This is a genomic window from Pseudomonas sp. TJI-51 (assembly GCF_000190455.2).
Lineage (GTDB): Bacteria > Pseudomonadota > Gammaproteobacteria > Pseudomonadales > Pseudomonadaceae > Aquipseudomonas > Aquipseudomonas juntendi.
Genome location: NZ_AEWE02000028.1, coordinates 9,953 through 34,482, shown reverse-complemented (window position 1 = coordinate 34,482; position 24,530 = coordinate 9,953). Strand labels below are relative to the sequence as shown.

At 64.8% G+C, this 24,530-nt stretch carries 12 protein-coding genes; 2 read left to right on the top strand and 10 right to left on the bottom strand.

The genetic code is table 11. The annotated features are described in order from the left end of the window. Positions 1-37: 37 nt before the first annotated feature. From G1E_RS06660 to hmpA, 10 genes are all read right to left on the bottom strand, one after another. Positions 38-421 carry a YkgJ family cysteine cluster protein gene (locus tag G1E_RS06660; RefSeq protein WP_029886718.1) on the bottom strand — a complete coding sequence of 128 codons (384 nt, stop codon included), beginning with the start codon at positions 419-421 and terminating at the stop codon, positions 38-40. Positions 422-547: 126 nt separating this feature from the next. Then, complete coding sequence (locus tag G1E_RS06655) at positions 548-1,675, bottom strand: hypothetical protein (protein ID WP_009682132.1); 1,128 nt, start codon at positions 1,673-1,675, stop codon at positions 548-550. A 197-nt stretch (positions 1,676-1,872) separates the two neighbouring features. Next, positions 1,873-3,081, bottom strand: coding sequence for an alanine transaminase (alaC, locus tag G1E_RS06650; RefSeq protein ID WP_009682133.1), 1,209 nt, complete (start codon positions 3,079-3,081; stop codon positions 1,873-1,875). A gap of 306 nt (positions 3,082-3,387) precedes the next feature. Next, positions 3,388-4,275, bottom strand: a complete 888-nt coding sequence (cyoE, locus tag G1E_RS06645; protein WP_029886721.1) for a heme o synthase — start codon at positions 4,273-4,275, stop codon at positions 3,388-3,390. Positions 4,276-4,286: 11 nt separating this feature from the next. After that, a complete protein-coding gene (gene cyoD, locus G1E_RS06640; RefSeq protein ID WP_003248599.1) occupies positions 4,287-4,619 on the bottom strand; it encodes a cytochrome o ubiquinol oxidase subunit IV in 333 nt (110 codons plus the stop codon). Further along, complete coding sequence (gene cyoC / locus G1E_RS06635) at positions 4,619-5,245, bottom strand: cytochrome o ubiquinol oxidase subunit III (RefSeq protein ID WP_029886722.1); 627 nt, start codon at positions 5,243-5,245, stop codon at positions 4,619-4,621. Before cyoC ends, cyoD begins: the two co-directional genes overlap by 1 nt. Before the next feature lie 3 nt (positions 5,246-5,248). Next, positions 5,249-7,267 (bottom strand): cytochrome o ubiquinol oxidase subunit I, encoded by a 2,019-nt coding sequence (cyoB, locus tag G1E_RS06630; protein ID WP_009685201.1) that lies wholly within the window; start codon positions 7,265-7,267, stop codon positions 5,249-5,251. A 3-nt stretch (positions 7,268-7,270) separates the two neighbouring features. Further along, positions 7,271-8,212, bottom strand: coding sequence for a ubiquinol oxidase subunit II (gene cyoA, locus G1E_RS06625; protein WP_009685200.1), 942 nt, complete (start codon positions 8,210-8,212; stop codon positions 7,271-7,273). 557 nt (positions 8,213-8,769) lie between these two features. Further along, on the bottom strand, positions 8,770-9,276 hold the full coding sequence (locus tag G1E_RS06620) for a disulfide bond formation protein B (RefSeq protein WP_009685199.1): 507 nt from the start codon (positions 9,274-9,276) through the stop codon (positions 8,770-8,772). A gap of 394 nt (positions 9,277-9,670) precedes the next feature. Beyond that, positions 9,671-10,846, bottom strand: a complete 1,176-nt coding sequence (gene hmpA / locus G1E_RS06615) for an NO-inducible flavohemoprotein (protein ID WP_009685198.1) — start codon at positions 10,844-10,846, stop codon at positions 9,671-9,673. A gap of 153 nt (positions 10,847-10,999) precedes the next feature. Between hmpA and norR the strand changes: the two genes are divergently transcribed. Further along, positions 11,000-12,556, top strand: coding sequence for a nitric oxide reductase transcriptional regulator NorR (gene norR / locus G1E_RS06610; RefSeq protein WP_047149716.1), 1,557 nt, complete (start codon positions 11,000-11,002; stop codon positions 12,554-12,556). Between the two features lie 188 nt (positions 12,557-12,744). After that, positions 12,745-24,530 (top strand): Ig-like domain-containing protein (locus G1E_RS06605; RefSeq protein ID WP_047149719.1); only part of this gene is annotated, 11,786 nt, incomplete at its 3' end.

Here is a 24,530-nt window from a genome sequence, read left to right as displayed (position 1 = left end):
GCCGGCGATAGGGCCAGTGCAGGCCAGCGAAAAAGCGTCAGGCCACCTCGGCCCCATCATCCGGCCAATGCGGCTCGTTGGCCCCAGGCGGTGTCAGCGGTGGCAGCCCATATGCTGCCCGGGCGGCGTCACAACTGGGGTTGTGCACCCCACCCTCCCACGACGCCTCGAACTCACGGCACGGGCTGGAGCGGTTGGCATAAATGGTACAGGCCACCTCTTTGCCGACCTCGCCCTGCAGAGCGATACAGCGGCACGGCTTGGCATCGGTGCCGATCATGGCCACACGGGTAGGGTTGACCTGCACCACAAGGTCATCCGGGACAACGCCCCCGGCAGACTGGCATTCGCCCCAGAAGAAAGACACACGGAAGTACCCGCAGCAGGCGCCGCAGTCAAGGCAAGGGTTGTATTCGGACATGATGGCACGGAGGGAAGGTTGTTGTTATCGGGTCTGGCCCGCGGCGCCATTCTCAGTCCAAGCAGGGGCGGCTGGATAGAGGGGCAATGCAAAAAAAATTGCCGCTGATCCGGCCGCCTGGCAACGCTAGCAGATGGCTTTGTAAGTGTCGGCGTCCCAGCGCTGCAAGGCCAGGCCCGTACTGGGTTCGTAGGCTGCACCCTGCACCTCGCTGAAGCGCATGGGCGCTTGGCCACAGTGCACCAGGCGGTCGTCCTTCTCACCCTCGGTGAGCACGGTATAGGACGCCTTTCGCATGGCCTGGTACTGGTCGTCTGCCGCCGCCATTTGCTGGTGATACTGCATCAGCTGGCTGTCGGTCAACGCCAGGCGCTTGCCCAACTGCACACCCCAGCGGGCCAGGCAGACTTCGGCAAAGTGGCGAACGATCAACCCCGGCTCAGCCAACACCTTGCCCGCGCCCGCGCCGTCAAGCGATGCGTTGCCTACCAGCGTGGCGTGCCGGCCAGGCATTGGATAGATGCAGATGCGTGTAGTGCTCGCTACGGCAGGAACCACGCAGGCAAACCCTTTGGAACGCTCATCCCGTGAATAGAACCCCACGTACTCCTTCACATTGCCGGTCAGGCTGACCCGCTGCTGCTGCACATTGCCAACGCCCGGTACCGGGTCGATGGCAAAGATGTTCACCGGTATGTCGCGCAGTACAGGGTCTTGTGCCATGGCATTGGCCAGCATGTGGCAGCTGATCCCTCCCCTGCTCCAGCCCACCAGGTTGACCTGGGTCGGCAGGCGCGGCTTGCGGAACATGCTGATGATGCCCTCCTGCAATTGCTGCGGTGTGGGGTGGCGGGCGCCGTAGCTGTAGTTGCGCCAGAACCATGAGGCCGCAGACCCGGCATCTGGTATCGGCACCCCGGCTTGCTTCAGCCGCTCGTATTCTTCCTTGCTCAGTTCGTTGCGCTGCCAGTTGCTTTCGCCTTTGATCACCTGCAGCACGTGGTTGACGTTTTCCTCCCAGCCGCGGCCAAACAGCTGCCCGGTCCAGTTGTAATAGCCACCAGGTTCCACGAACAGGTTGTCATCCTGAAGGTTGCCGCTGCCTGGACCATCCACAGCAATCCAATGGGCGAACTCGTGGCCCTGCTCGTTGCTGGCCAGGGTCGAAACCAGCTCGCCGTTCCAGAAGTTGGGGTTGGCGTGGTCGAAGCGGTGCGAGCCGGTGCCGCAGAAATAGGCGGTGAAGACACTCATGGGGGGATCCCTTCGGTGAGAAATGAGTGCCGAAGGTAGGTTGGCTGAGGGTTGGAATGCAGGCGGAAAGCTCGCCCGGCTGAAGACCCTGGGGCTGCTTTGCAGCCCTTTCGCGACGCAAGGCCGCTCCCACCGGTACAGCGCAGCTTTCGGATGCTGCGTGGTCACTGTGGGAGCGGCCTTGGGTCGCGATGGCCTTACTTGCGGACCAGCCCGTCAGCCCGGAACATCTGCCGGATGCCGCGGATGGCCTGGCGAATGCGGTCCTGGTTCTCGATCAGGGCAAAGCGCACATGATCATCGCCGTAATCACCAAAACCGATGCCCGGCGACACGCATACCTTGGCTTCGGCCAGCAGCTTCTTGGAAAACTCCAGCGACCCCAAGTGTGCATACGCCGGCGGGATTTTCGCCCAGACGTACATCGACGCCTTGGGGTTCTCGACCATCCAGCCCAGCTCGTGCAGGCCCTTGACCAGCAGGTTGCGGCGCTGGCGGTACTGCTCGGCAATGTCGCGCACGCACTGCTGGTCGCCTTCCAGGGCAGCGATGGCCGCCACCTGCAGCGGGGTGAAGGTGCCGTAGTCGTGGTAGCTCTTGATCCGCGCCAGCGCATTGACCAGCTCGGGGTTGCCGACCATGAAGCCAATGCGCCAACCCGCCATGTTGTAGCTTTTGGACAGGGTGAAGAACTCTACCGCAATGTCCTTGGCGCCCGGCACCTGCATGATCGACGGGGCTTTCCAGCCGTCATAGACGATGTCGGCATAGGCCAGGTCATGCACCACCAGCACTCCATACTGCTTGGCCAGTGCCACCACACGCTCGAAGAAGTCCAGCTCTACGCACTGCGCGGTGGGGTTGGACGGGAAGCCAAGGATCATCATCTTCGGCTTGGGTATCGACTCGCGAATGGCGCGCTCAAGCTCGTTGAAGAAGTCCACTCCCGGCACCAGCGGCACGGAGCGCACCTGGGCGCCGGCGATCACCGCGCCGTAGATGTGGATCGGGTAGCTGGGGTTGGGCACCAGCACGGTGTCGCCCTGGTCGAGGGTGGCGAGCATCAGGTGCGCCAGGCCTTCCTTCGAACCGATGGTGACAATGGCTTCGCTCTCCGGGTCGATGTCGACTTCGTAGCGTTCCTTGTACCAGTTGGCGATGGCCCGGCGCAGGCGCGGAATACCGCGCGAGGTGGAATAGCCGTGGGTGTCTTCACGCTGGGCAACCTGCACCAGCTTCTCGACAATGTGCGGCGGCGTGGCGCCATCGGGGTTACCCATGCTCAGGTCGATGATGTCCTCGCCACGGCGGCGGGCAGCCATCTTGAGCTCGGCAGTGATGTTGAAGACGTAAGGGGGGAGACGATCGATGCGCGCAAAGCGGCGCGGCGAACCTGGGTTGGCCATGGTTTCCTCTGAGAACGTAAGCGCCCGGAACCGTCCGAGCGACGCTGGCCGATATGGCGGCCTGGATCAGAAGATAGTGCCGAGACAGGATACCTGTAAAGGACAAAATCCTGTTTTTTTAGATCTTTTCAGAAGTATTTTTTGAAAATACAGGATTTATGTTTCCCTGCGCTGGCCTCTTCGCGGGCTCGCCCGCTCCCACAGGGTTACCCGCAGCCCCTGGGCCTGCGCCGTGGCCGGCACAGGAAAACACCCATAAAAAAACCCCGGCACATGGCCGGGGTTTTCGTGAAACAGGCAGCTATTTCAGCGTGCGTATGTCATCAGCACGTCCGCAGCAGTTTGGCTGTCCACACCCATCATCACGCTCAGGGCAGTGACGGTGAGGATGGAGAAGCCGAACACCTTGCGCGCCCACTTGCTGTCGTCCTCGGCCTTGTAGCCACCCCAGGCCATGTACAGCCAGTACAGGCCCATGGCAGCTGCCACGGCCAGGTAGCCGAGGCCTGCGTAACCGCCGAGGGTGAGCATCAAGGTAGCAAGCACGAAAGCCAGTACGTACAGCACGATCTGCTTCTTCGCCGCCAGAATGCCGCGCGCCACCGGCAGCACCGGAATGTTGGCAGCGCTGTAATCCTTGAAGCGGAAGATGGCAATGGCAAAGCTGTGCGGCATTTGCCACAGGCTGAACATCACCAGCAGGGTTACCGCAGCCAGGTCGAAGCTGTTGCTCACGGCGCAGTAGCCGATCACCGGGGGCATGGCACCCGACAGGCTGCCGACCAAGGTGCCGTGCACCGACTTGCGCTTCAGCCACAGGCTGTAGAAGCCGACGTAGACGACGAACCCTACTGCTGCGCAGAACGCCGACAGCGGGTTGGCCTGGACATACAGCAGGCTGAAACCCGCCACCCCAAGCAGGGTGGCGTAGATCAGCGCGAGGGGCAGCGACATGCCGCCCTGAACCATCACGCGGTTCTTGGTGCGCTCCATCTTGTGGTCGATGTCACGGTCGATGCAGTTGTTGAACACGCACCCGGACGCCACCACCAGCGAAGTACCGATCACCGCCGCCAGGAACAGGGCGAAATCCACATGGCCCTTCGAGGCAAGGAAGAAACCGCCTGCCACGGAAAGCACGTTACCGAAAATGATCCCCGGTTTGGTGATTTGGATAAAGTGCTTAACGGACATGCAGTCTTACCTCACTTGGCCAGCATTTCGAAGTGGATGCTGAACATGATCCACAGCGACAGGCCGACCAGCAGTGCGATCACCAGCGTGGTGAACAGGAACGTCGATACGTTGTTGCGTTGCTCTTTCGAGCGGTCCATGTGCAGGAAGTACACCAGGTGCACAACCACCTGGATCACGGCCATGGCAACGATGATCAGAACGGTCAGGTTCTTCGGCAGGCTGGCGGTCATGGCCAGGCCGAACGGGATCGCGGTCAGGATGATCGACAGTACGAAACCGATCATGTACGACTTGACGCTGCCGTGATTACCTTCGTGATGAGTGTCGTGTGCGTTAGCCATTACAGAACCCCCAGCAGGTAAACGACGGTGAATACGCAGATCCAGACCACGTCCAGGAAGTGCCAGAACAGGCTCAGGCAGCTCATGCGGGTCTTGGCGGTCGGCGTGATGCCGTGCTTGTTGATCTGGTACATCATGATTGCCATCCAGATCAGACCAGCAGTCACGTGCAGGCCGTGGGTACCTACCAGGGCAAAGAAGCCCGACAGGAAGCCACTGCGCTGCGGGCCGAAGCCCTCGCCGATCAGGTGATGGAATTCATAGATTTCCATCGCGATGAAGCCTGCACCGAACAGGAAGGTCACAGCCAACCAGCCCAGCACACCTGCTTTCTTGCCATCGAACATCTTCAGCATGGCGAAGCCGAAGGTGATCGAGGACAGCAGCAGGAACAGCGTTTCAACAGCTACGAAGTCGAGCTGGAAGATGTCGTGACCCGACGGGCCGCCGGCAAAACTGCCGGACAGCACCGCGTAGGTGGCGAAGAGCGACGCAAACAGGATGCAGTCGGTCATCAGGTACAGCCAGAAACCCAGTACGGTCATCTGGCCCGAGTCGTGGTGGTGGTCGTCATGCCCATGGTCGTGACCATGAGCTGCGCCGCCGTGCATTACTTGACTGGACATTGATTACACCCGCTCAAACGATTCGACACGTGCGCCGGCAGGCAGAGCACCTGCTTTGGCCAGCGCTTTCATACGCTCGCCTTCGATGCGCGCCACTTCTTCGGCCGGAACCATGTAGCCCTGGTCGTCACGTGCAGCGTGGCGAACGAAGACCGCGATGGTTGCAACCAGGCTCGCGCCCACCAGCCACCAGATGTGCCAGATGAAAGCGAAGCCGAAGACGGTCAGGAACAGGCCCATGAACAGACCGGTAGCAGTGTTGCTCGGCATGTGGATGGCTTCGTACTTGGCCGGAACCTTGTACGCAACGCCTTCTTCCTTGGCTTCGTGCCAGCAATCCAGGCCAACTTTCTCAGGCATGTGAGCGAAGTTGTAGAACGGAGGTGGCGAAGAAGTCGACCATTCCAGGGTACGGCCGCCCCATGGGTCGCCGGTCACGTCCAGGTTCTGGTTGCGGTCGCGGACCGAAACGTACAGCTGGATCAGCTGGCAAGCGATACCGAACAGGATCAGCACGGCGCCGACAACGGCTACGTACAGGTAGGGTTCCCACAGTGGGTTGTCGGAGTGGTTCAGACGACGGGTCATGCCCATGAAGCCCAGGGCGTACAGCGGCATGAACGCAACGTAGAAGCCCGACAGCCAGAACCAGAAGGCAGCTTTGCCCCACTTCTCGTTCAGGGTGAAGCCGAAGGCTTTCGGGAACCAGAAGGCGAAGCCGGCGATGTAGCCGAATACCGCGCCACCGATGATCACGTTGTGGAAGTGCGCAATAACGAACAGGCTGTTGTGCAGAACGAAGTCGGCACCTGGAACGGCCAGCAGTACGCCGGTCATGCCACCGATGGAGAAGGTGACCATGAAGCCCAGGGTCCAGAGCATCGGCGGGGTGAAGCGCACGCGGCCCTGGTACATGGTGAACAGCCAGTTGAACAGCTTCACACCGGTCGGGATGGAGATCAGCATCGTCGCCAGGCCGAAGAAGGTGTTGACGCTGGCGCCGGCACCCATGGTGAAGAAGTGGTGCAGCCATACCGCAAAGCCAAGGATGGCGATCGCGCCCGATGCGTAGATCATCGAGTGGTGGCCGAACAGGCGTTTGCCCGAGAACGTCGAAGTCACTTCCGAGAACACGCCGAAGGCCGGCAGGATCAGGATGTAAACCTCAGGGTGGCCCCACGCCCAGAACAGGTTGACGTACATCATCGGGTTCCCACCAAGCTCGTTGGTGAAAATGTGGAAGTCCAGATAACGGTCAACAGTCAGCAGCGCAAGTGCAGCAGTCAGGATCGGGAACGATGCAACGATCAGGACGTTGGCCCAGGTGCAGGTCCAGGTGAAGATCGGCATGTCCATCAGCTTCATGCCAGGTGCGCGCATCTTCATCACGGTGACGAGGAAGTTCACGCCGGTAAGCGTCGTACCCAATCCGGATAGCTGTAGCGCCCAGATATAGTAATCGACACCTACTCCAGGGCTGTACTGGATGCCTGCGAGCGGCGGATAGGCAACCCAGCCGGTCTTGGCGAATTCACCAACGCCCAGCGAGATGTTGACCAGCAGCACGCCTGCCAGCAGCAGGTAGAAGCTCAGGGAGTTCAGGAACGGGAAGGCAACGTCACGTGCACCGATCTGCAGAGGAACCGCCAGGTTCATCAGGCCGGTGAAGAACGGCATCGCCATGAAGATGATCATGATCACACCGTGGGCGGTGAAGATCTGGTCATAGTGTTCAGGCGGCAGGTAGCCTTCGGAGCCACCGGTTGCGGCAGCCAGCTGGGTACGCATCATGATGGCGTCGGCAAAGCCGCGCAGCAGCATGACCATCGCGACGATGATGTACATCACGCCGATCTTTTTGTGGTCGACAGTAGTCAGCCACTCGCTCCACAAGTAGGTCCACTTGCGGAAATAGGTGATAAGACCGACGACAGCGATACCGCCGAGCGCGATCATGGCAAGCGTCACCATGACTATCGGCTCGTGATAGGGTATCGCCTCCAGGCTTAATTTACCGAACATCTCTTACTCCTCTGCACCGGCAGCTGGTTGCATACTCGATTCCACACCCTTGGTTGTGGCCAGATCTTTGCTGCCAGCTTCTTCGTGGCTACGGCCGCGGTTCATGCCTTCGTACTTGTCTACGATCAGCTGGAACTGCTCTGGCGATGCCTCGCTATACAGCGCGACTGGGTTGTTTTCGCTTGGTTTGGCCAAGGCGTCGTATTCGGCCTTGTCCAGCTTCTTCGGCGACTGCTTGACCTCGGCGACCCACTTGTCGAAGTCTTCCTGGGAAGTGGCAGTAGCCTTGAATTTCATGCCGGTGAAGCCAGCACCGCTGTAGTTGGCGCTGATACCGTCGAATTCGCCGTTTTCGTTGGCGATCAGGTGCAGCTTGGTGGTCATGCCGGCCATGGCGTAGATCTGGCCGCCCAGGCCCGGGATGAAGAACGAGTTCATCACGGCGTCGGAGGTGACGCGGAAGTTGACCGGGGTGTTAGCCGGGAAGACGATCTTGTTGACCGTGGCAATGCCCTGCTCCGGGTAGATGAACAGCCACTTCCAGTCCAGCGCGACCACGTCGATCTGTACCGGCTTGACGTCGGAGTCCAGCGGACGGTACGGATCCAGCTTGTGGGTGGACTTGTAGGTGACGTAACCCAGGGCGATGATGATCAGGATCGGGATGATCCACACCGCGGCCTCGATCTTGGTCGAGTGCGACCAGTCAGGGGTGTAGGTGGCAGCCTTGTTGGAAGCACGGTACTTCCAGGCGAACGCAAGGGTCATGATGATGACGGGCACCACCACCAGCAGCATCAGCCCGGTAGCGATCAGGATCAGGTTCTTTTGCTCAATGCCGACCTGGCCCTTCGGGTCGAGCAGGGTCCAGTTGCACCCACTGAGTAAAAGCATGCCTAAAAAGGGCAATATGCCAAACAGTCTGGGGTAACGCTTTTTACTCATCTCACGACCTCTAGATCAGCTTGCTTCAATGCAATTTGTGTTTTGGTAGCCAACACTTCGTCCTGCCAAGTGAGGCATGTCGCGCCCGTACTCGCTCCTGCCTGGGTCTGACTGCAGGACCTTGGCTCAAGCGGGTTAGCGGTGCTTTTGGTTTCGTAGGCAACAGGCCTGTACTTCAGACCAAGTCCATTTGGTGCGGGAAAACGCGGAGGGGGGTCCGCCCGGTATCGCCGTTGGGCGAAACTTGACGAAGTCAGCAAAAAGAAGCGCTGGGGCTTCCTTCAATCCTGCGACTCGCAAGCAGTGCCGAACGGGAATTGGGGGCGATTGTAGTTAGGTCGCCAACCCTTGACTATGACTTATTGAGCAACAGTCTTTTACAGAATCTGCAACAATGGCGACTGATTATTCAACTTCGCGACAGTTTGTCGCACCCCGCTTGCCAGGCCTCAAAGCCGCATTCTGCAAGGCTTTGAGATTGATCCAGATCAAGCGGGCGGCAACTTTTCCCTGTTCTCGCGGGCTGTAAAAGACCCCACACAAATCGGGACTTTTGTCTAAGCCTGGCGGCGGTTTCGGTAGATGCCGAGCGGCACCAGCACAGCGGTCAGAACGAAGGCAACCAGCGCCCATTGCGCCAGCGACAAACCGAGGATCGGTGGGTATGGCGTGCTGCAGAAGCCGTCGACCTGGAATGCCAAGGGCCACAGCTTGGCCAGCGGCAGGTCATCGACGATCGGCTGGAGCGTATCGATACCACAACTGACCATCGGGTTGGCGAGTATATACACATGGTTGCCAGCCGCAATCATTCCGCCAATGGCACTGAGCACGACCAGGGCCTCGAAGAAGGTCAGGCTACGGCGCCCGGGCATGGCCGCCGCGATGAACGCGAACACGGCAATGAACAGCAGTGCGTAGCGCTGCAGGATGCACAACGGGCACGGCGCCTCGCCCAGTACCACCTGCATGTAGAGCGCGCCGCCGATCAGCGAAATGCAGATCAGGCCCAGCAGCACCAGAAAGCGCCGTTCCCGATTCAGGCGCGATGTTTGTTCGTTCATTACCGGTTCCTTCGATGGAAAGTGGCAGCGTGGTCCGCCTGCCCTGGCGCAAGTCTACACGCTGAGCGGGGCCTGTGAGCGTGCCGAGGAAGCGGCGTGATAGCACTGCGCAGGGCTATCCGGTGTGGCTGAGACCGGCCAGAACGAGGTCGGTTCAACGGCGGGCGGCAAAAAACCAGTGCCCGGGCGCCGCGCAGGGGCAAGCCCCTCGACACCCGGAAGTGAAGGATACCGTGATTAAAGGATGATTAAGAATGAAAGCGGCGCTGGTGCTTTCATCTTTCCTTTATATATAGGCACAAAGGTGTGATGCGTGGCATGCCGCTGGAAATGCATAAGCCTGGACCGGCCCTATCGCCGGCAAGCCGGCGATAGGGCCGGTACGGCCACTACATCACTCCAGCGCCGCCGCCGGCCCGAAGAACTCGTAGCGGCTCTGCTGTTCCGGCACGCCCAGGCCCTTGAGCTGGCGCTTGACCGCCGCCATGAAGCCCTTCGGCCCAAGGAAGTACGCATCCACGTCCCGTTCACGCGGCAGCCACTCGGCCAGCAGGTCTTCGCTCAGCACGCCCACGGCATTGGCCGCACCACCATCCGCCTCGGCATAGCAGTAGAAGCGCTTGAGCTGCGGGTGGCGCGCCGCCAGGCCATCGATCCAGTCACGGAAGGCATGCACCGCACCATTGCGTGCGCAGTGAATGAAATGCACCTGACGCCCGGTGTGCAGGGCGGCCTGCAGCATCGCCAGGGTCGGGGTAATGCCCACACCGCCGCTGATCAGTACCAGCGGCTTGGCACTGGCTGTCAGGGTGAAGTCACCTGCTGGCGGGAACAGTTGCAGGGTATCGCCAACCTGCAACTGGTCATGCAGGTAGTTGGACACCTTGCCGCCCGCCTCGCGCTTGACGCTGATGCGGTACTCCTTGCCGTCGCACAACGCCGACAGCGAATAGTTGCGGCGCTGTTCGGCACCGTCGATGTTCAGTTTCAGGCCAATGTACTGCCCGGGCTCGGCCTTGAGCACCGGTTTGCCGTCTACAGGGGCGAAGTAGAACGAAACGATTTCGCTGCTTTCCTGTTCGCGGCGCACCAGGCGGAACTCGCGGGTCCCGCGCCAGCCACCTTCGGCCGCTTCCTTTTGCTGGTAAAGGTTTTCTTCGGCACCGATCAGGATGTCGGCCAACTGACCATAGGCAGCGCCCCAAGCCTCGATCACCGCCGGGGTGGCAATGTCCTTGCCCAGCACTTCCTCGATGGCGCGCAGCAGGCAACTGCCGACGATCGGGTAGTGCTCCGGCAGAATCTGCAGGGCGACGTGCTTGTTGATGATCTGCCCGACCAGGCCGCCCAGTTGCTCCAGCTGGTCGATGTGGCGGGCATACATCAGCACCCCGTTGGCCAGTGCGCGCGGCTGGTCGCCGCTGGCCTGGTGGGCCTGGTTGAACAGCGGACGCACCTCGGGGTACTCGCTGAGCATCATCTTGTAGAAGTGAGTGGTCAGCGCTTCCCCGCCGCTTTCCAGCAGTGGGACGGTGGCCTTGATGATCGCACGTTGGTCGGCATTGAGCATTGCGGTGACTCCTGGGCCTAGGGCTTCAAATGATGCCTAGGTCATTACACCAATCGTGCCAACTTAAGTTTCCAACGAAATCAACCACTTGAGGCTTACCATGTCAAAAAGACCCAGCACGCCGTATAGTCATAAAGACCTACTGGAGTCCATATGACCACAAAGCCTTTGCTCACCACGTTGCTGCCACTGGTCAGTGACCTGTCCCGCGAACTGCCCGACCAGGAGCGCTATCGCCGCCTGTTGCAGGCCATGCGCAGCCTGCTGCCATGCGATGCCGCCGCGCTGCTGCGCCTGGACGGCGAATGGCTGGTACCGCTGGCCGTGGACGGGCTGAGCCCCGATACCCTCGGCCGGCGGTTCCGGGTGAGCGAACACCCGCGCTTCCAGATCCTGCTCAGCCGCCCCGAGCCCACCCGCTTCGCCAGCGATTCCGAGCTGCCCGACCCCTATGATGGCCTGGTGACCGCCGTCGCGGCCTCGCTCGAAGTTCACGACTGCATGGGCTGCCCGTTGATGGTCGATGAGCGCCCATGGGGCCTGGTCACCCTCGATGCGCTGACCCCGGGGCAGTTCCAGAGCCTGGAGCTGGACGCCCTGCAAGCTTTCGCCAGCCTGGCCGCCGCGACCGTAACCGTGGCCGAGCGTATTCAACACTTGGCCCTGCGCGCCGAAGACGAACATCACCGCGCCGAAATCTACCGCCAGGCCAGTGGCCAGCACCAGGAGCTGATCGGCCAAAGCCCGGCCCACAAACGCTTGGTGGAAGAGATCCGCCTGGTCGGTGGCAGCGACCTGACGGTACTGATCACCGGCGAAACCGGTGTTGGCAAGGAGTTGGTGGCGCAGGCCCTGCACCAGGCCAGTAGCCGCGCCAACCAGCCGCTGGTCAGCCTCAATTGCGCAGCCCTGCCGGACACCCTGGTGGAAAGTGAGCTGTTCGGCCATGTGCGCGGGGCCTTCACCGGCGCGCACGGCGAGCGCCGCGGCAAGTTTGAACTGGCCAACGGCGGCACGCTGTTCCTCGACGAAGTCGGCGAACTGCCGCTGACCGTGCAGGCCAAGCTGCTGCGCGTTTTGCAAAGCGGTCAGTTGCAACGCCTGGGGTCGGACCGCGAGCACCGCGTGGACGTGCGCCTGATCGCCGCCACCAACCGTGACCTGGCGGCCGAAGTGCGCAACGGCAACTTCCGCGCCGACTTCTATCACCGCCTCAGCGTGTACCCGCTGCAGGTACCGCCACTGCGCGAACGTGGGCGTGATGTGCTGCTATTGGCCGGCTACTTCCTCGAACAGAACCGTTCGCGCCTGGGCCTGAACAGCCTGCGCCTGAGCAGTGAGGCCCAGGCCGCGCTGCTGGCGTATGCATGGCCTGGCAACGTGCGCGAACTGGAACACCTGATCGGCCGTTCAGCGCTCAAGGCGCTGGGCCAACACCCCGACCGGCCACGTATCCTGACCCTTGAGGCCAGCGACCTGGACGTGCGTACAACGGCACCGGCGGCCGCAGCCACGCCCCCCCCCGCCCCGCCGCTGTCGGTAGCCAACCTGCCCGAAGGTGGCCTGCGCGAGGCCGTCGACAGCTACCAGCGCCAGGTGATCGAAGCGTGCCTGCAACGGCATCAGGACAACTGGGCGGCAGCGGCGCGCGAGCTGGGTCTGGACCGTGCCAACCTCAGCCGATTGGCCCGTCGGCTGGGGCTTCGCTGAGGTTTATCTACAAAAGGATTAACCCAGAAAGCCATCTGGTTGCTTCCCGCCTGGCTGCTATATCTCCCTAACCACCCCACTCTCGGCTGCCTGGTCGAGGCTGTGCGTAACACCCCTGCACGGGTCCTGTTACTGCGGTTGTAGCCCGATAACGGGCTGGGGGATCCGGACACCAGCAGGGAGCATCCATGGACAACATCGTCGTCGCCGATAAGCAAACTGAAGTCGCCACTCAGAGCGCCTGGGGCAATATCAATCTCAAAGGGCCAGGCGTCGTGCAGATGCCCGTGGCTCCCGATCAGCTGGCCACCGTCACCCAGCGCGGGCAGGACTTGGTCCTCACCCTGAAGTCCGGGGAAAAAATCACCATCGGCAATTTCTTCGCAGTGGACCAGGCCGGTGTCGGCAGCGACATTGTCTTCGTTGGCGAGGACGGCACCCTGTGGCACGCCCAGTACAATGCGGCGGCATTCGAGGGCTTCACCTTCGAAGACGTAAACTCCCTGGATGAGCTGGTTGCAGGCCTGGGTACCGCTGGCAGCGCCATGCCTACCTGGGCGATTGCCGGGCTCAGCCTGCTCGGTGCCGGCGGTGCGGCGGCGGCGGCCGGCAGCGGGGGTGGCGGTGGCGGGGGTGGCGCCGACCCGGACACCACCCCACCGGCCACGCCCATCGACCTGTTGGTATCGCCCGATGGCCTGCGCCTGACCGGCCGTGCCGAAGCCGGCTCGACGGTAACCGTACGCGGGGCCGACGGCGCAGTGCTGGGCACTGCCGTAGCCGGCGCCGACGGCCAGTTCAGCATCACCCTGCAACCTGCGCAAACCGATGGTCAGGCCCTGGAGGTCAGTGCCAGCGACGCCGCCGGCAATGTTTCACCGCCGGCCAGCATCAACGCGCCAGATATCGACACGCCCGACACCACGGCCCCTGACCAGCCGAGTGACCTGGCCCTTGCCAATGGCGTTACCCTCAGCGGTCGCGGCGAGCCGGGTGCCACCGTGCAGGTGCGCGATACTGCCGGTAACCTGATTGGCAGCGGCGTGGTCAACGCCGACGGCACTTTCAGCCTCACGCTTTCCCCCGCACAAGCCAACGGTGAAGCCCTGGACATACGCCAGGTAGATGCCGCCGGCAACAGCTCGACACCCTTGGTGTTCACAGCCCCGGATATCACCGCCCCGGCTGCACCGAGCGCACTGGTGGTCAGCCAGGACGGTACGGTACTCACTGGCCGTGCCGAACCCGGCAGCACCGTACGTATCCTCGCCGCCGACGGCAGCCAGCTGGGCACCGCAGTGGTCGGCGCCACGGGCGTATTCAGCATTACCCTCAGCCCGGCGCAAGTGGATGGCCAAACACTGCAAGCCACGGCCACCGACGCAGCTGGCAACACCTCTACCGCCAGTTCGGTGACCGCGCCGAGCGTCGACGGCGGCGACACCACCCCACCGCAAGCACCCAGCGACCTGGCCATCGGCCTGGCCGGCAGCCAGCTCAGCGGCCGTGGCGAAGCCGGCAGCACCGTGCAGGTGCGTGATGCCGCAGGCACGGTCATCGCGACCGGCACCGTCGGCGCGGATGGCACCTTCGTCATTACCCTGGACCCGGCCGTCAAGGATGGCAGCACCCTGCAAGTCACCCTTACCGACGCTGCCGGCAACGTGTCGCAGCCAGGCGCAGTGACGTCGCCCGACCTGCTGCCACCGGCACAGCCCACCGACCTGGCACTGGCGGACGGGGTGACCTTCACCGGCCGCGGCGAACCGGGGGCCACCGTACAGGTGCGCGACGCTGCCGGTAACCTGCTCGGCTCGGCGGTGGTCAACCAGGACGGAACGTTCAGCCTGAGCCTGTCCCCTGCCCAGGCCAACGGTGAAGCGCTTGACGTACGCCTGGTCGACGCCGCCGGCAACAGCTCGACGCCCCTGCAATTCAACGCCCCGGACATTACTGCGCCGGATGCCGTCAGCGATATCCTGGTCGGTGCGGGCGGCACCCGCCTCAGTGGCCATGGTGAAGCCGGGGCTTCTGTGGAAGTGCGGGACGCCGACGGCAACCTGCTGGGTCGTGGCGTGGTCACGGCCAACGGCACCTTCCTGATCGACCTCGACCCGGCCGTGCAACCCGGCGACCAGCTGACCCTGCTGCAAGTGGACCCCAGCGGCAATGCTTCGGTGGCCGTCGAGTACGATGTACCGCTCACCACTGCCCCGGCCAGCCCCAGCGGGCTGGCCATCGATGCCGATGGCACTACCCTCACGGGCAGCGCCCCTGCCGGCAGCCGAGTGGAAGTACGCGATGCCAGCGGCACGCTGATTGGCAGCGCCGTAGCCAACGCCGACGGCAGCTTCAGCATCGAGCTCACCCCTGCCCAGGCCAACGGCGAACTGCTGAACGTACTGGCCCTCGATGCCGAGGGCGTGTCCTCCGTGCCCACCCAGATCACCGCGCCCGATATCACGGCACCCGCGGCACCTGCCGAGCTGGCAGTCAGTGCCGACGGCAGCGTGATCACCGGCCGCGCCGAACCCGGCAGCACCGTGCGCATCGTGGCTGCCGATGGTACCGAGCTGGGTAGCGCCGTGGTCGGCCCGACCGGGGTGTTCAGCATCGAGCTGGCCCCACCACAAACCGACGGTGAAGTGCTGCAAGCCACCGCCACCGATGCGGCGGGCAACACCTCAGCCACCAGCGCGGTGACCGCGCCGGACCTTGATGGGGTCGATACCACGCCACCAGCAGCGCCGACCGACCTGGCCATAGCGCTGGCCGGTAGCCAGCTGAGCGGGCGTGGCGAACCGGGCGCCAGCGTGCAAGTCCGTGATGCGGCCGGGAATATCCTGGCCACCGGCAGCGTAGGTGCCGACGGCAGCTTCACCATCACCCTGGACCCGCCGGTGAACGACGGCAGTGCACTGCAAGTGACCCTGACCGATGCTGCCGGCAACCAGTCGCCCAACGGCTCGGTCACCTCACCCGACCTGCAGCCACCTGCGCCGCCAACCGAATTGGCCCTGCTTGGTGGGGTCACTTTCAATGGCCGCGGCGAGCCCGGCGCCACCGTGCAGGTGCGCAACGCGGCTGGCACCCTTATCGGCAGCGGCGTGGTCGGTGCGGACGGGGCGTTCAGCCTGTCCTTGTCACCTGCCCAGGCCAATGGCGAGGCCCTGGATGTGCGCCTGGTCGATGCTGCCGGTAACAGCTCGACACCGCTGGAATTCACCGCACCCGACACCACGCCACCGGCTGCCGTAAGCAACATCGTGGTCGGCGCCGACGGCCTGGCGCTGAGTGGGCGTGGTGAAGCCGGCGCCACCGTAGAAGTGCGAGATGCCGACGGCACCGTGATCGGCAGCGGCGTGGTCAGCGCTAACGGTACCTTCCTGATCGACCTCGAACCGGCCGTGCAGCCCGGCGCGCAACTGAGCCTGGTGCAGACCGACCCGAGTGGCAATGCCTCCGAGGCCTTGGAGTTCGCAGTGCCGACCACGCCTGCGCCCGCCAGCCCCAGCGACCTGGTGGTTGCCGAAGACGGCAGCAGCATCAGCGGCACCGCGCCGGCCGGCACCCGCGTGGAGGTCCATGATGCCAATGGCACGCTGCTTGGCAGTGGGGTTGCAGGCGACGATGGCAGCTTCACCGTCACCCTCGTACCCGCCCAGGCCAATGGCGAACTGCTGGACGTGGTGGCCATTGATGGCAGCGGTGCTTCGTCCCTGCCAGCCCAGATCTCCGCACCGGACATCACCCCACCGGTCACCCCCAGCGAGCTGGTGATCAGCGCCGACGGCAGCGTGCTCAGCGGCCGCGCCGAAGCCGGCAGCACCGTACGCGTGCTGGCGGCCGACGGCACCACGGTGCTTGGCACCGCGGTAGTCGGTGCCACCGGCAGCTTCAGCATCACCCTCGACCCCGCCCAGGTAAACGGCGAGGTGCTGCAAGTTACCGCTACCGATAATGCCGGCAACGCTTCTGCGGCCGGCACCGTCACCGCCCCAGACATTGACGGTGGCGACAACACAGCACCGCTGGCACCCACAGACCTGGTGATCGGCCTGGCCGGCGGCCAGCTGAGCGGTCGCGGCGAACCCGGCACCCGCGTGGAGGTGCGTGACGCCCAAGGTAATGTGCTGGCCAACGGCACGGTCAACCCGGATGGCAGCTTCGTCCTCACCCTGAGCCCAGCCGTCGACGACGGCAGCGTCCTGCAAGTGACCCTGACCGACGCTGCCGGCAACGTTTCGCAACCTGGCACGGTCACCGCACCGGACCTGCAGGCCCCGGCCCAGCCGACCGACCTGGCCCTGGCCGATGGCGTCACCTTCACTGGCCGTGGCGAACCTGGCGCCACCGTGCAGGTGCGCAATGCGGATGGCACCGTGATCGGCAGCGGCGTGGTCGGTGCGGACGGGGCGTTCAGCCTGTCCTTGTCACCTGCCCAGGCCAATGGCGAAGCCCTGGATGTGCGCCTGGTCGATGCTGCCGGCAACAGCTCGACACCGCTGGCATTCACCGCACCCGACACCACGCCACCGGCGGCTGTGAGCGACATCGTGGTCGGCGCCGATGGCCTGGCGCTGAGTGGGCGCGGCGAAGCCGGCGCCACCGTTGAAGTGCGCAATGCCGACGGCACCGTGATCGGCAGCGGCGTGGTCGCTGCCAATGGCGTTTTCCTGATCGACCTGAATCCCGGCACGCAACCCGGCGCTCAGTTGAGTCTGGTGCAAACCGACCCGAGCGGTAATACCTCCGAAGCGCTGCAGTTCGAGGTGCCGGTCACCCCTGCCCCTGCCAGCCCGAGCGACTTGATAGTCGCCGAAGATGGCAGCAGCATCAGCGGCGCCGCGCCGGCCGGCAGCCGCGTGGAGGTCTACGGCGCCGACGGAACGCTGGTTGGCAGTGTGCAGGTTGGCCAGGACGGCACCTTCACGGTCATTCTCAACCCGGCCCAGGCCAATGGCGAACTGCTGGAGGTGGTGGCCATCGATGGCAGCGGTGCTTCGTCCCTTCCAGCCCAGGTCTCCGCACCGGACATCACCCCACCGGTCACCCCCAGCGAGCTGGTAATCAGCGCCGACGGCAGCGTGGTCACCGGCCGCGCAGAAGTCGGCAGCACCGTACGCGTGCTGGCGGCCGATGGCACCACTGTGCTTGGCACCGCGGTAGTCGGTGCCACCGGCAGCTTGAGCATTACCCTGGACCCCGCCCAGTTGAACGGCGAGGTGCTGCAAGTTACCGCTACCGATGCCGCCGGCAATGCTTCTACGGCCGGCACGGTCACCGCACCAGACATTGACGGTGGCGACAACACGCCACCGGAAGCCGCCACCAACCTGCTTGTCGGCCTGGCCGGTGCCCAGCTCAGCGGCCGCGGTGAAGCCGGTGCCAGCGTGCAAGTGCGCGACGCCCAAGGCAACGTGCTGGCAAACGGCACGGTCAACCCGGATGGCAGCTTCACCCTGGCCCTGGAACCTGCAGTCAAGGACGGCAGCACCTTGCAAGTGGTGCTGACCGACGCCGCCGGCAATGCCTCCGCCCCTGCGTCGGTGGTAACACCGGACCTGCAGGCGCCCGCGCAGCCCACCGGTCTGGCGCTGGTCGACGGCGTCACCCTCATCGGTAGCGGCGAGCCAGGCGCCAGCGTGCAGGTGCGCGATGCCGCGGGCACCCTGCTGGGCAGCGCTCAGGTCAACGACGACGGCACGTTCAGCGTGACCCTGACCCCAGCACAGGCCAATGGCGAAGTGCTGGACATTCGCCTGGTGGATGCTGCCGGCAACATTTCCTCGCCACTGCAGTACCAGGCGCCAGACACCACTGCCCCGGCGCAGGTCAGCAATATCGTGGTCGGCGCCGATGGCCTGGCCTTGAGCGGGCGTGGCGAAGCCGGCGCTACCGTGCAGGTGCGCAACGCCAACGGCACCCTGATCGGCAGCGGCGTGGTGACCGCGAACGGCACCTTCCTGCTCGACCTCGACCCGGCCGCGTTGCCGGGTGAACGCCTGAGCCTGGTCCAGACCGACCCGAGCGGCAACGCCTCGCTGGCGCTGGACTATGACGTGCCGCTGGTAACCGTACCGCTCAGCCCAAGCGACCTGGTGGTCGCCGAAGACGGTACCAGCGTCAGTGGCTCGGCCCCCGTGGGCAGCCGCGTGGAAGTGCATGATGCCGAGGGTGCGCTGATCGGTAGCGTGGTGGTCGGCGCTGAAGGCACCTTCACCGTGGACTTCAACCCGGCCCAGGCCAATGGCCAACTGCTGGATGTGGTAGCCATCGACAACAACGGCACTTCGTCCCTGCCGGTACAGGTCAGCGCACCAGACATCACGCCACCGGTGGCGCCTAGCGAACTGGCCATTACCGCCGACGGTACCGCCGTCAGCGGCCGTGCCGAACCTGGCAGCACCGTGCGCGTGCTGGCGGCCGATGGCAGCACCGTACTTGGCACCGTGGTGGTGGGCGCCAGTGGTGCGTTTGAAATCACCCTTAGCCCTGCCCAGGTGGCGGGCGAACAGTTGCAAGTGGTTGCCACCGACGCAGCCGGCAATGCCTCGCAGGCGGGCAGCCTTACCGCACCGGTCATCGACAACGGCGGCGACACCACGCCACCAGAGCCTGCCACCAACCTGGCGATCAGCAATGACGGCCGCACCGTGTCCGGCCGCGGCGAAGCCGGCACCACCGTAGAGGTACGCAACGACCAAGGCCAACTGCTGGCCAGCGGCACCGTGCAGCAGGACGGCAGTTTCAACGTTACCCTGCCTACCCCGGTGGTGGATGGCTCGTCACTGCAAGTGACCTTGACCGATGCCGCTGGCAACGTGTCCAGCCCAAGCCCGCTGACCGCACCGGATCAGGTGGCGCCACTGCAACCCACCGACCTGGCGCTGGTCGATGGCGTCAGCCTGACCGGCAATGCCGAGGCCGGTGCCCGGGTAGAGGTACGCGACGCTGCTGGCAACGTGATCGGCAGTACCCTCGCCGAAGCGGATGGCAGTTTCAGCCTCATCCTCGCCCCGGCGCAGGCCAATGGCGAAACCGTCAGCGTGCGGGTGACCGACGCCGCAGGCAACACCTCGCTGCCCTTGAGCTACGTAACCCCGGACATCACCCCGCCCGGCATTATCAGCAATGTTGTGCTGGGTGCTGGCAGCCTGGTCGTTTCCGGCCGTGGTGAAGCGGGTGCCACGGTTGAAATCCGGGATGGCAATGGCAACGTGATCGGCACCGGGGTGGTCGCAGCGAATGGCACCTTCCTGATCGACCTCGACAGCCCACTGGCCGCAGGCGACGCCATTGCCTTGCAACAGACCGATGCCGCCGGCAACCCTTCGGTTGCCCTGACGGTCACCGTACCGGCCATTGCCGTGCCGGACAGCCCGACGGGGCTGGTGGTAGCTGCCGATGGCAGCGCCATCAGTGGTACGGCCCCGGCTGGCAGCCTGGTGGAAGTGCGGGATGCCCAAGGCGGTGTGCTGGGTAGCGTGCAAGTCGGCAACGACGGCAGCTTCAACATCCCCCTCAGCCCTGCCCAGGCGAACGGCGAGCTGCTGGATGTGGTAGCCATCGACGCGGATGGCAACAGCTCACTGCCGACCCAGATCGGCGCACCGGACATAACCCCGCCCAACGAGGCCAGCGAGTTGCAACTGAGCAACGATGGCAGCGTATTGACCGGCCGTGGCGAACCCGGCACCCGCGTGCAGGTGGTGGACGCCCAGGGCAACGTACTGGGTAATGCCCAGGTGGGCGCCGATGGCGTGATCAGCGTGGTCCTGAACCCGGCGCAAACCGATGGCCAGGAGCTGGACGTGGTGCTGCGTGACGCCGCTGGCAACAGCTCGACCGCCACCGTTATCGCACCTGACCTGGATGGCCCGCTGCAACCGTCGGGGCTGGCCATCGACAGCGCCGGCATCCACCTCACCGGCCAGGGCCAGAGCGGCTCGCTGGTCACCGTGCGCGATGCCGACGGCAATGTGCTGGGGACCGCCACCGTGGGCGGGGACGGGCGCTTCGACGTCACCCTCAACGCACCGCAGCGCAATGGCGAAAGCCTGACCGTGGAAGCCACCGACAGCCAAGGCAACAGCGCCGGGCCAGTGGACTTCACCGCGCCAGACAGTACCCCGCCGCAAGCAGTGACCAACCCGGCCATCGATGGCGACGGCGTCACGGTCACCGGCAACGGTGAACCGGGTGCGACCGTGACCGTACGCGGGCCGGACGGCAGCGTACTGGGCAGCATCGTGGTAGGCGCCGGTGGTGCGTTCGAAATCAGCCTCGATACCCCGCAAACCAACGGTCAGGCCCTGACCGTCGAGCAGCGCGACGCCAGTGGCAACCTGTCGACCGCGGTCGATCTGTCGGCACCGGATACCCAGGCCCCCGACACACCCACCGGCCTGGTACTGGCGGGTGACGGTGGCAGCCTGAGCGGTAGCGGCGAGCCGGGGGCGCAGGTAACCGTGACCGGCGCCGGCGGCGCCGTGCTGGGCACTGCCACCGTACAAACGGACGGCAGCTTCCAGGTGACCATCGACCCACCGCAGCTCAATGGCCAGACCTTGGCCGTCACCCAGGCGGACGCGACCGGCAATACCTCCACCGCCGGCAGCGTCACCGCGCCGGACCTGGAAGCCCCGGTAGCCGCTGAAGGCCTAGGCATCAATGGCACGGGCACGGCACTCACCGGCCAGGCCGAACCAGGCAGTACCGTGCAGGTGCGCAACGGCGCTGGCGACCTGCTGGGCTCCGCGCAGGTGGAAGAGGACGGCAGCTTCAGCGTGCCCCTGGCCCCCGCCCAGACCAACGGCGAAACCGTGTCGGTGGTAGTGGTCGATGCTGGCGGCAACACGTCGCCATCCGTGGCGTTCACTGCCGACGACAGCACCGCACCGCAAGCACCGGGTGGCCTGACCATAAGCGCGGGCGGCGACACCGTTCAGGGTACGGGCGAAGCAGGCAGCACCGTCGAGGTACGCAACGCCGCCGGCGACCTGCTGGGCAGCGTGGTGGTGCCGGTTGGCGGCAGCTTCACTGTCGCGGTCAGCCCGGCCCAGCTCGATGGCCAGGCGCTGCAGGTGACCTTGACCGATGTGGCGGGCAATGTCTCCGACAGCACCCCGATCACTGCACCCGACCTCACCCCGCCGGCCTTGCCCACCGGGGTGGTGGTCAGCGAAGACGGCAGCACGGTCAGCGGCAATGCACCGGGCGCTGATACCGTGACGGTGCGTGACGGCGCAGGCGTGGAAACCACGGTTGAAGTGAACCCCGACGGCAGCTTCAACGTGCCACTGCCAACCCCGCAGAACAACGGCGAAAGCGTGACCGTGATCGTCACCGACCCGGCGGGCAACAGCTCGGCACCGGTTACCGTTACCGCACCCGACACCACCGACCCGGAAGCTGCCAGCGGCGTGACTGTGAGCCCCGACGGCAGCAGCGTCGGCGGCACTGCAGAGCCGGGCAGCACCGTGGTCATCCGCAACCCGGACAACAGTGACCGTGGCACCACCACCGCAGGGCCGGATGGTACCTTCGTGGTGCCGGTCGACCCGCCGCTGGCCGCTGGCGAAGAGGTCAGCGTGGTGGTCATCGACCCGGCCGGCAATGAATCCGACGGTGTGACCCTGACTGGCCCGACCGGCAGCGAAGTGGCCACCCCGGCGGACCTGGCCATCAGCGCCGACGGCTTCGTGCTGACGGGCACCGGCACGGTGGGCGCGTTGATCACCGTGACATCCGCCGGCACCACGCTGGGCACGGCGACGGTGGGCAGCGATGGTGTCTTCCGGGTGTTCTTCAGCAACGCCCAGCTCAACGCACAGACCTTGCAGGTCAGCGCGCGGATCGGCGCCGACGGCCAGCCCTCGGTACCGGCCACCGTGGTCGCCAACGATATCACTGCACCTGAAGCCCCGAGCGCCACCATCGACCGCACCGGCAGCACGCTGACCGGCCAAGGCGAAGTGGGTGCCAACGTGCGGGTCACCGACGCCCAGGGGAATGTGCTGGGTAGCGGCGTGGTCGGCAGCAATGGCCTGTACAGCATCACCCTGTCACCGGCGGCGGCCAACGGCCAGAACCTGATCGTCACCCAGGCCGACGCTGCGGGTAACGTGTCGCTGGCCGCCAGCCTGCAGGCACCCGACCTGCAGGCCCCAGCCGCCGCCAGCAACCTCAGCCTGAACGCCGCCGCCACCGTGGTCAGCGGCCAGGGCGAAGCCGGTGCCAGTGTCACTGTGCGCGATGCCAGTGGCGCCATCCTGGCTACCGGCACCGTCAACCAAAGCGGCCAGTTCCAGATCACCCTGCCCAGCGCGCAAGTCAGCGGCAGCCCGCTGCAGGTCACCCTCAGTGATGCCGCAGGCAACGTATCTGGCCCCGCCAGCCTGGCTACCCCGGATCGCACGCCACCTGCCGCCATCGCCGACCCGCTGCTCAGTGCCGACGGCAGGCAGCTTTCCGGTAGCGGTGAAGTGGGCGCTACGGTACAGGTCAGCAATGCCGCCGGTACTGTGCTGGGTAGCGCCACGGTGGGCGCCGATGGCCGCTTCACCGTGACGTTCGATACGCCGCAAAACAGCGGCCAGGCCATTGGTGTGACGCAAGTGGACGCCGCCGGCAATACCTCGCCAGCGGTGAACGTGGCCACGCCAGACCTGACCCCGCCTGCACCGCTGACCAATGTGGTGCTGAACAACAACGGCCTGACCCTCAGTGGCCTGGGCGAAGCCGGCGCCAGCGTGACCGTGCGCGGGCCTGACGGCACCATCATCGGCACCGGCCTGATCGCGGCCAACGGCAGCTTCAGCCTGACCTTGACCACTGCCCAGCTCAACGCCCAGCAACTGAGCGTGACCCAGACCGATGCCGGCAACAACACCTCCAACGCCGTGGCGGTGACCGCACCCGACTTCACCCCGCCAGCAGCCCCCACGGCATTGGCCCTGTCGGCGACGGGGCTGCAACTGACCGGTAACGCCGAAGCCGGCAGCACCGTGACCGTGCGCGATGCCGGCGGCAGTGTGCTGGGCAGCGTGGTGGCCAGCAGCAACGGCACTTTCCAGGTCACGCTGAACAGTGCCCAGACCAATGGCCAGAACCTGCAGGTAACTGCCACCGACGCGGCGGGCAATGTATCGCCTGCGGCGCCGTACACGGCCGCCGATACCACGCCGCCCGCGGCGGTCAGTAACCTGGCGGTGTCTGCCGATGGCGCGACCCTTACCGGCCAGGGTGAAGCAGGTGCGACGGTCACCGTACGCGCCCCGGACGCGACCATACTGGGTACCGCAACCGTGGCCGCCGATGGCAGCTTCAGCGTGGCCTTGTCGCCTGCGGCGCTCACCGGTGAACGCCTGGGCGTGGTGCAAACCGATGCCGCGCAAAACGCCTCGCCTGAGCAAAACGTGACTGCGCCAGGCATTCTGGCCCCCGCCACGCCAGACAACCTGGTGCTGGCTGCAGACGGTCTATCGATCACCGGCACCGCCACGGCGGGCAGCACGGTCACTGTTTACGGCCCCAACGGCGCGGTGCTGGGCAGCAGCCCGGTCGCCAACGACGGCACCTTCAGCGTCAACCTGGGCAGCGCACAGGCCAATGGCGAAGTGCTGCAAGTGAGCGCAATGGCCAGCGATGGCAGCCTGTCGCTGCCGGCCACATTGCAGGCGCCGGACACCACGGCGCCGCAGCCGCTCAGCAACCTGGTGCTGTCCAGCGACGGCCTGGTCCTGACCGGGCGCGGCGAACCAGGCGCCACCGTTACCGTGGTCGGTGAAGGCGGTATCGACCTGGGCACGACAGTGGTCGATGCCAATGGCAACTTCAGCGCCACCCTGGGCAGCGTCCAACTCAACGGCGAACAGCTCAGCGCCAGCCAGGCCGATGCGGCCGGCAACGAGTCCAACAGCGTGAGCATCACTGCCCCCGACCGCGTGGCACCGGATGCCGCCGCAGACCT

Excerpts from the sequence above, each read along its gene's own strand:
- hmpA (WP_009685198.1), bottom strand. The coding sequence starts at position 10,846 with ATGCTCAATGCCGACCAACGTGCGATCATCAAGGCCACCGTCCCACTG.
- cyoD (WP_003248599.1), bottom strand. The coding sequence starts at position 4,619 with ATGGCTAACGCACACGACACTCATCACGAAGGTAATCACGGCAGCGTC.
- G1E_RS06655 (WP_009682132.1), bottom strand. The coding sequence starts at position 1,675 with ATGAGTGTCTTCACCGCCTATTTCTGCGGCACCGGCTCGCACCGCTTC.
- cyoA (WP_009685200.1), bottom strand. The coding sequence starts at position 8,212 with ATGAGTAAAAAGCGTTACCCCAGACTGTTTGGCATATTGCCCTTTTTA.
- cyoE (WP_029886721.1), bottom strand. The coding sequence starts at position 4,275 with ATGTCCGTTAAGCACTTTATCCAAATCACCAAACCGGGGATCATTTTC.
- G1E_RS06660 (WP_029886718.1), bottom strand. The coding sequence starts at position 421 with ATGTCCGAATACAACCCTTGCCTTGACTGCGGCGCCTGCTGCGGGTAC.
- cyoB (WP_009685201.1), bottom strand. The coding sequence starts at position 7,267 with ATGTTCGGTAAATTAAGCCTGGAGGCGATACCCTATCACGAGCCGATA.
- cyoC (WP_029886722.1), bottom strand. The coding sequence starts at position 5,245 with ATGTCCAGTCAAGTAATGCACGGCGGCGCAGCTCATGGTCACGACCAT.
- norR (WP_047149716.1), top strand. The coding sequence starts at position 11,000 with ATGACCACAAAGCCTTTGCTCACCACGTTGCTGCCACTGGTCAGTGAC.
- G1E_RS06620 (WP_009685199.1), bottom strand. The coding sequence starts at position 9,276 with ATGAACGAACAAACATCGCGCCTGAATCGGGAACGGCGCTTTCTGGTG.
- alaC (WP_009682133.1), bottom strand. The coding sequence starts at position 3,081 with ATGGCCAACCCAGGTTCGCCGCGCCGCTTTGCGCGCATCGATCGTCTC.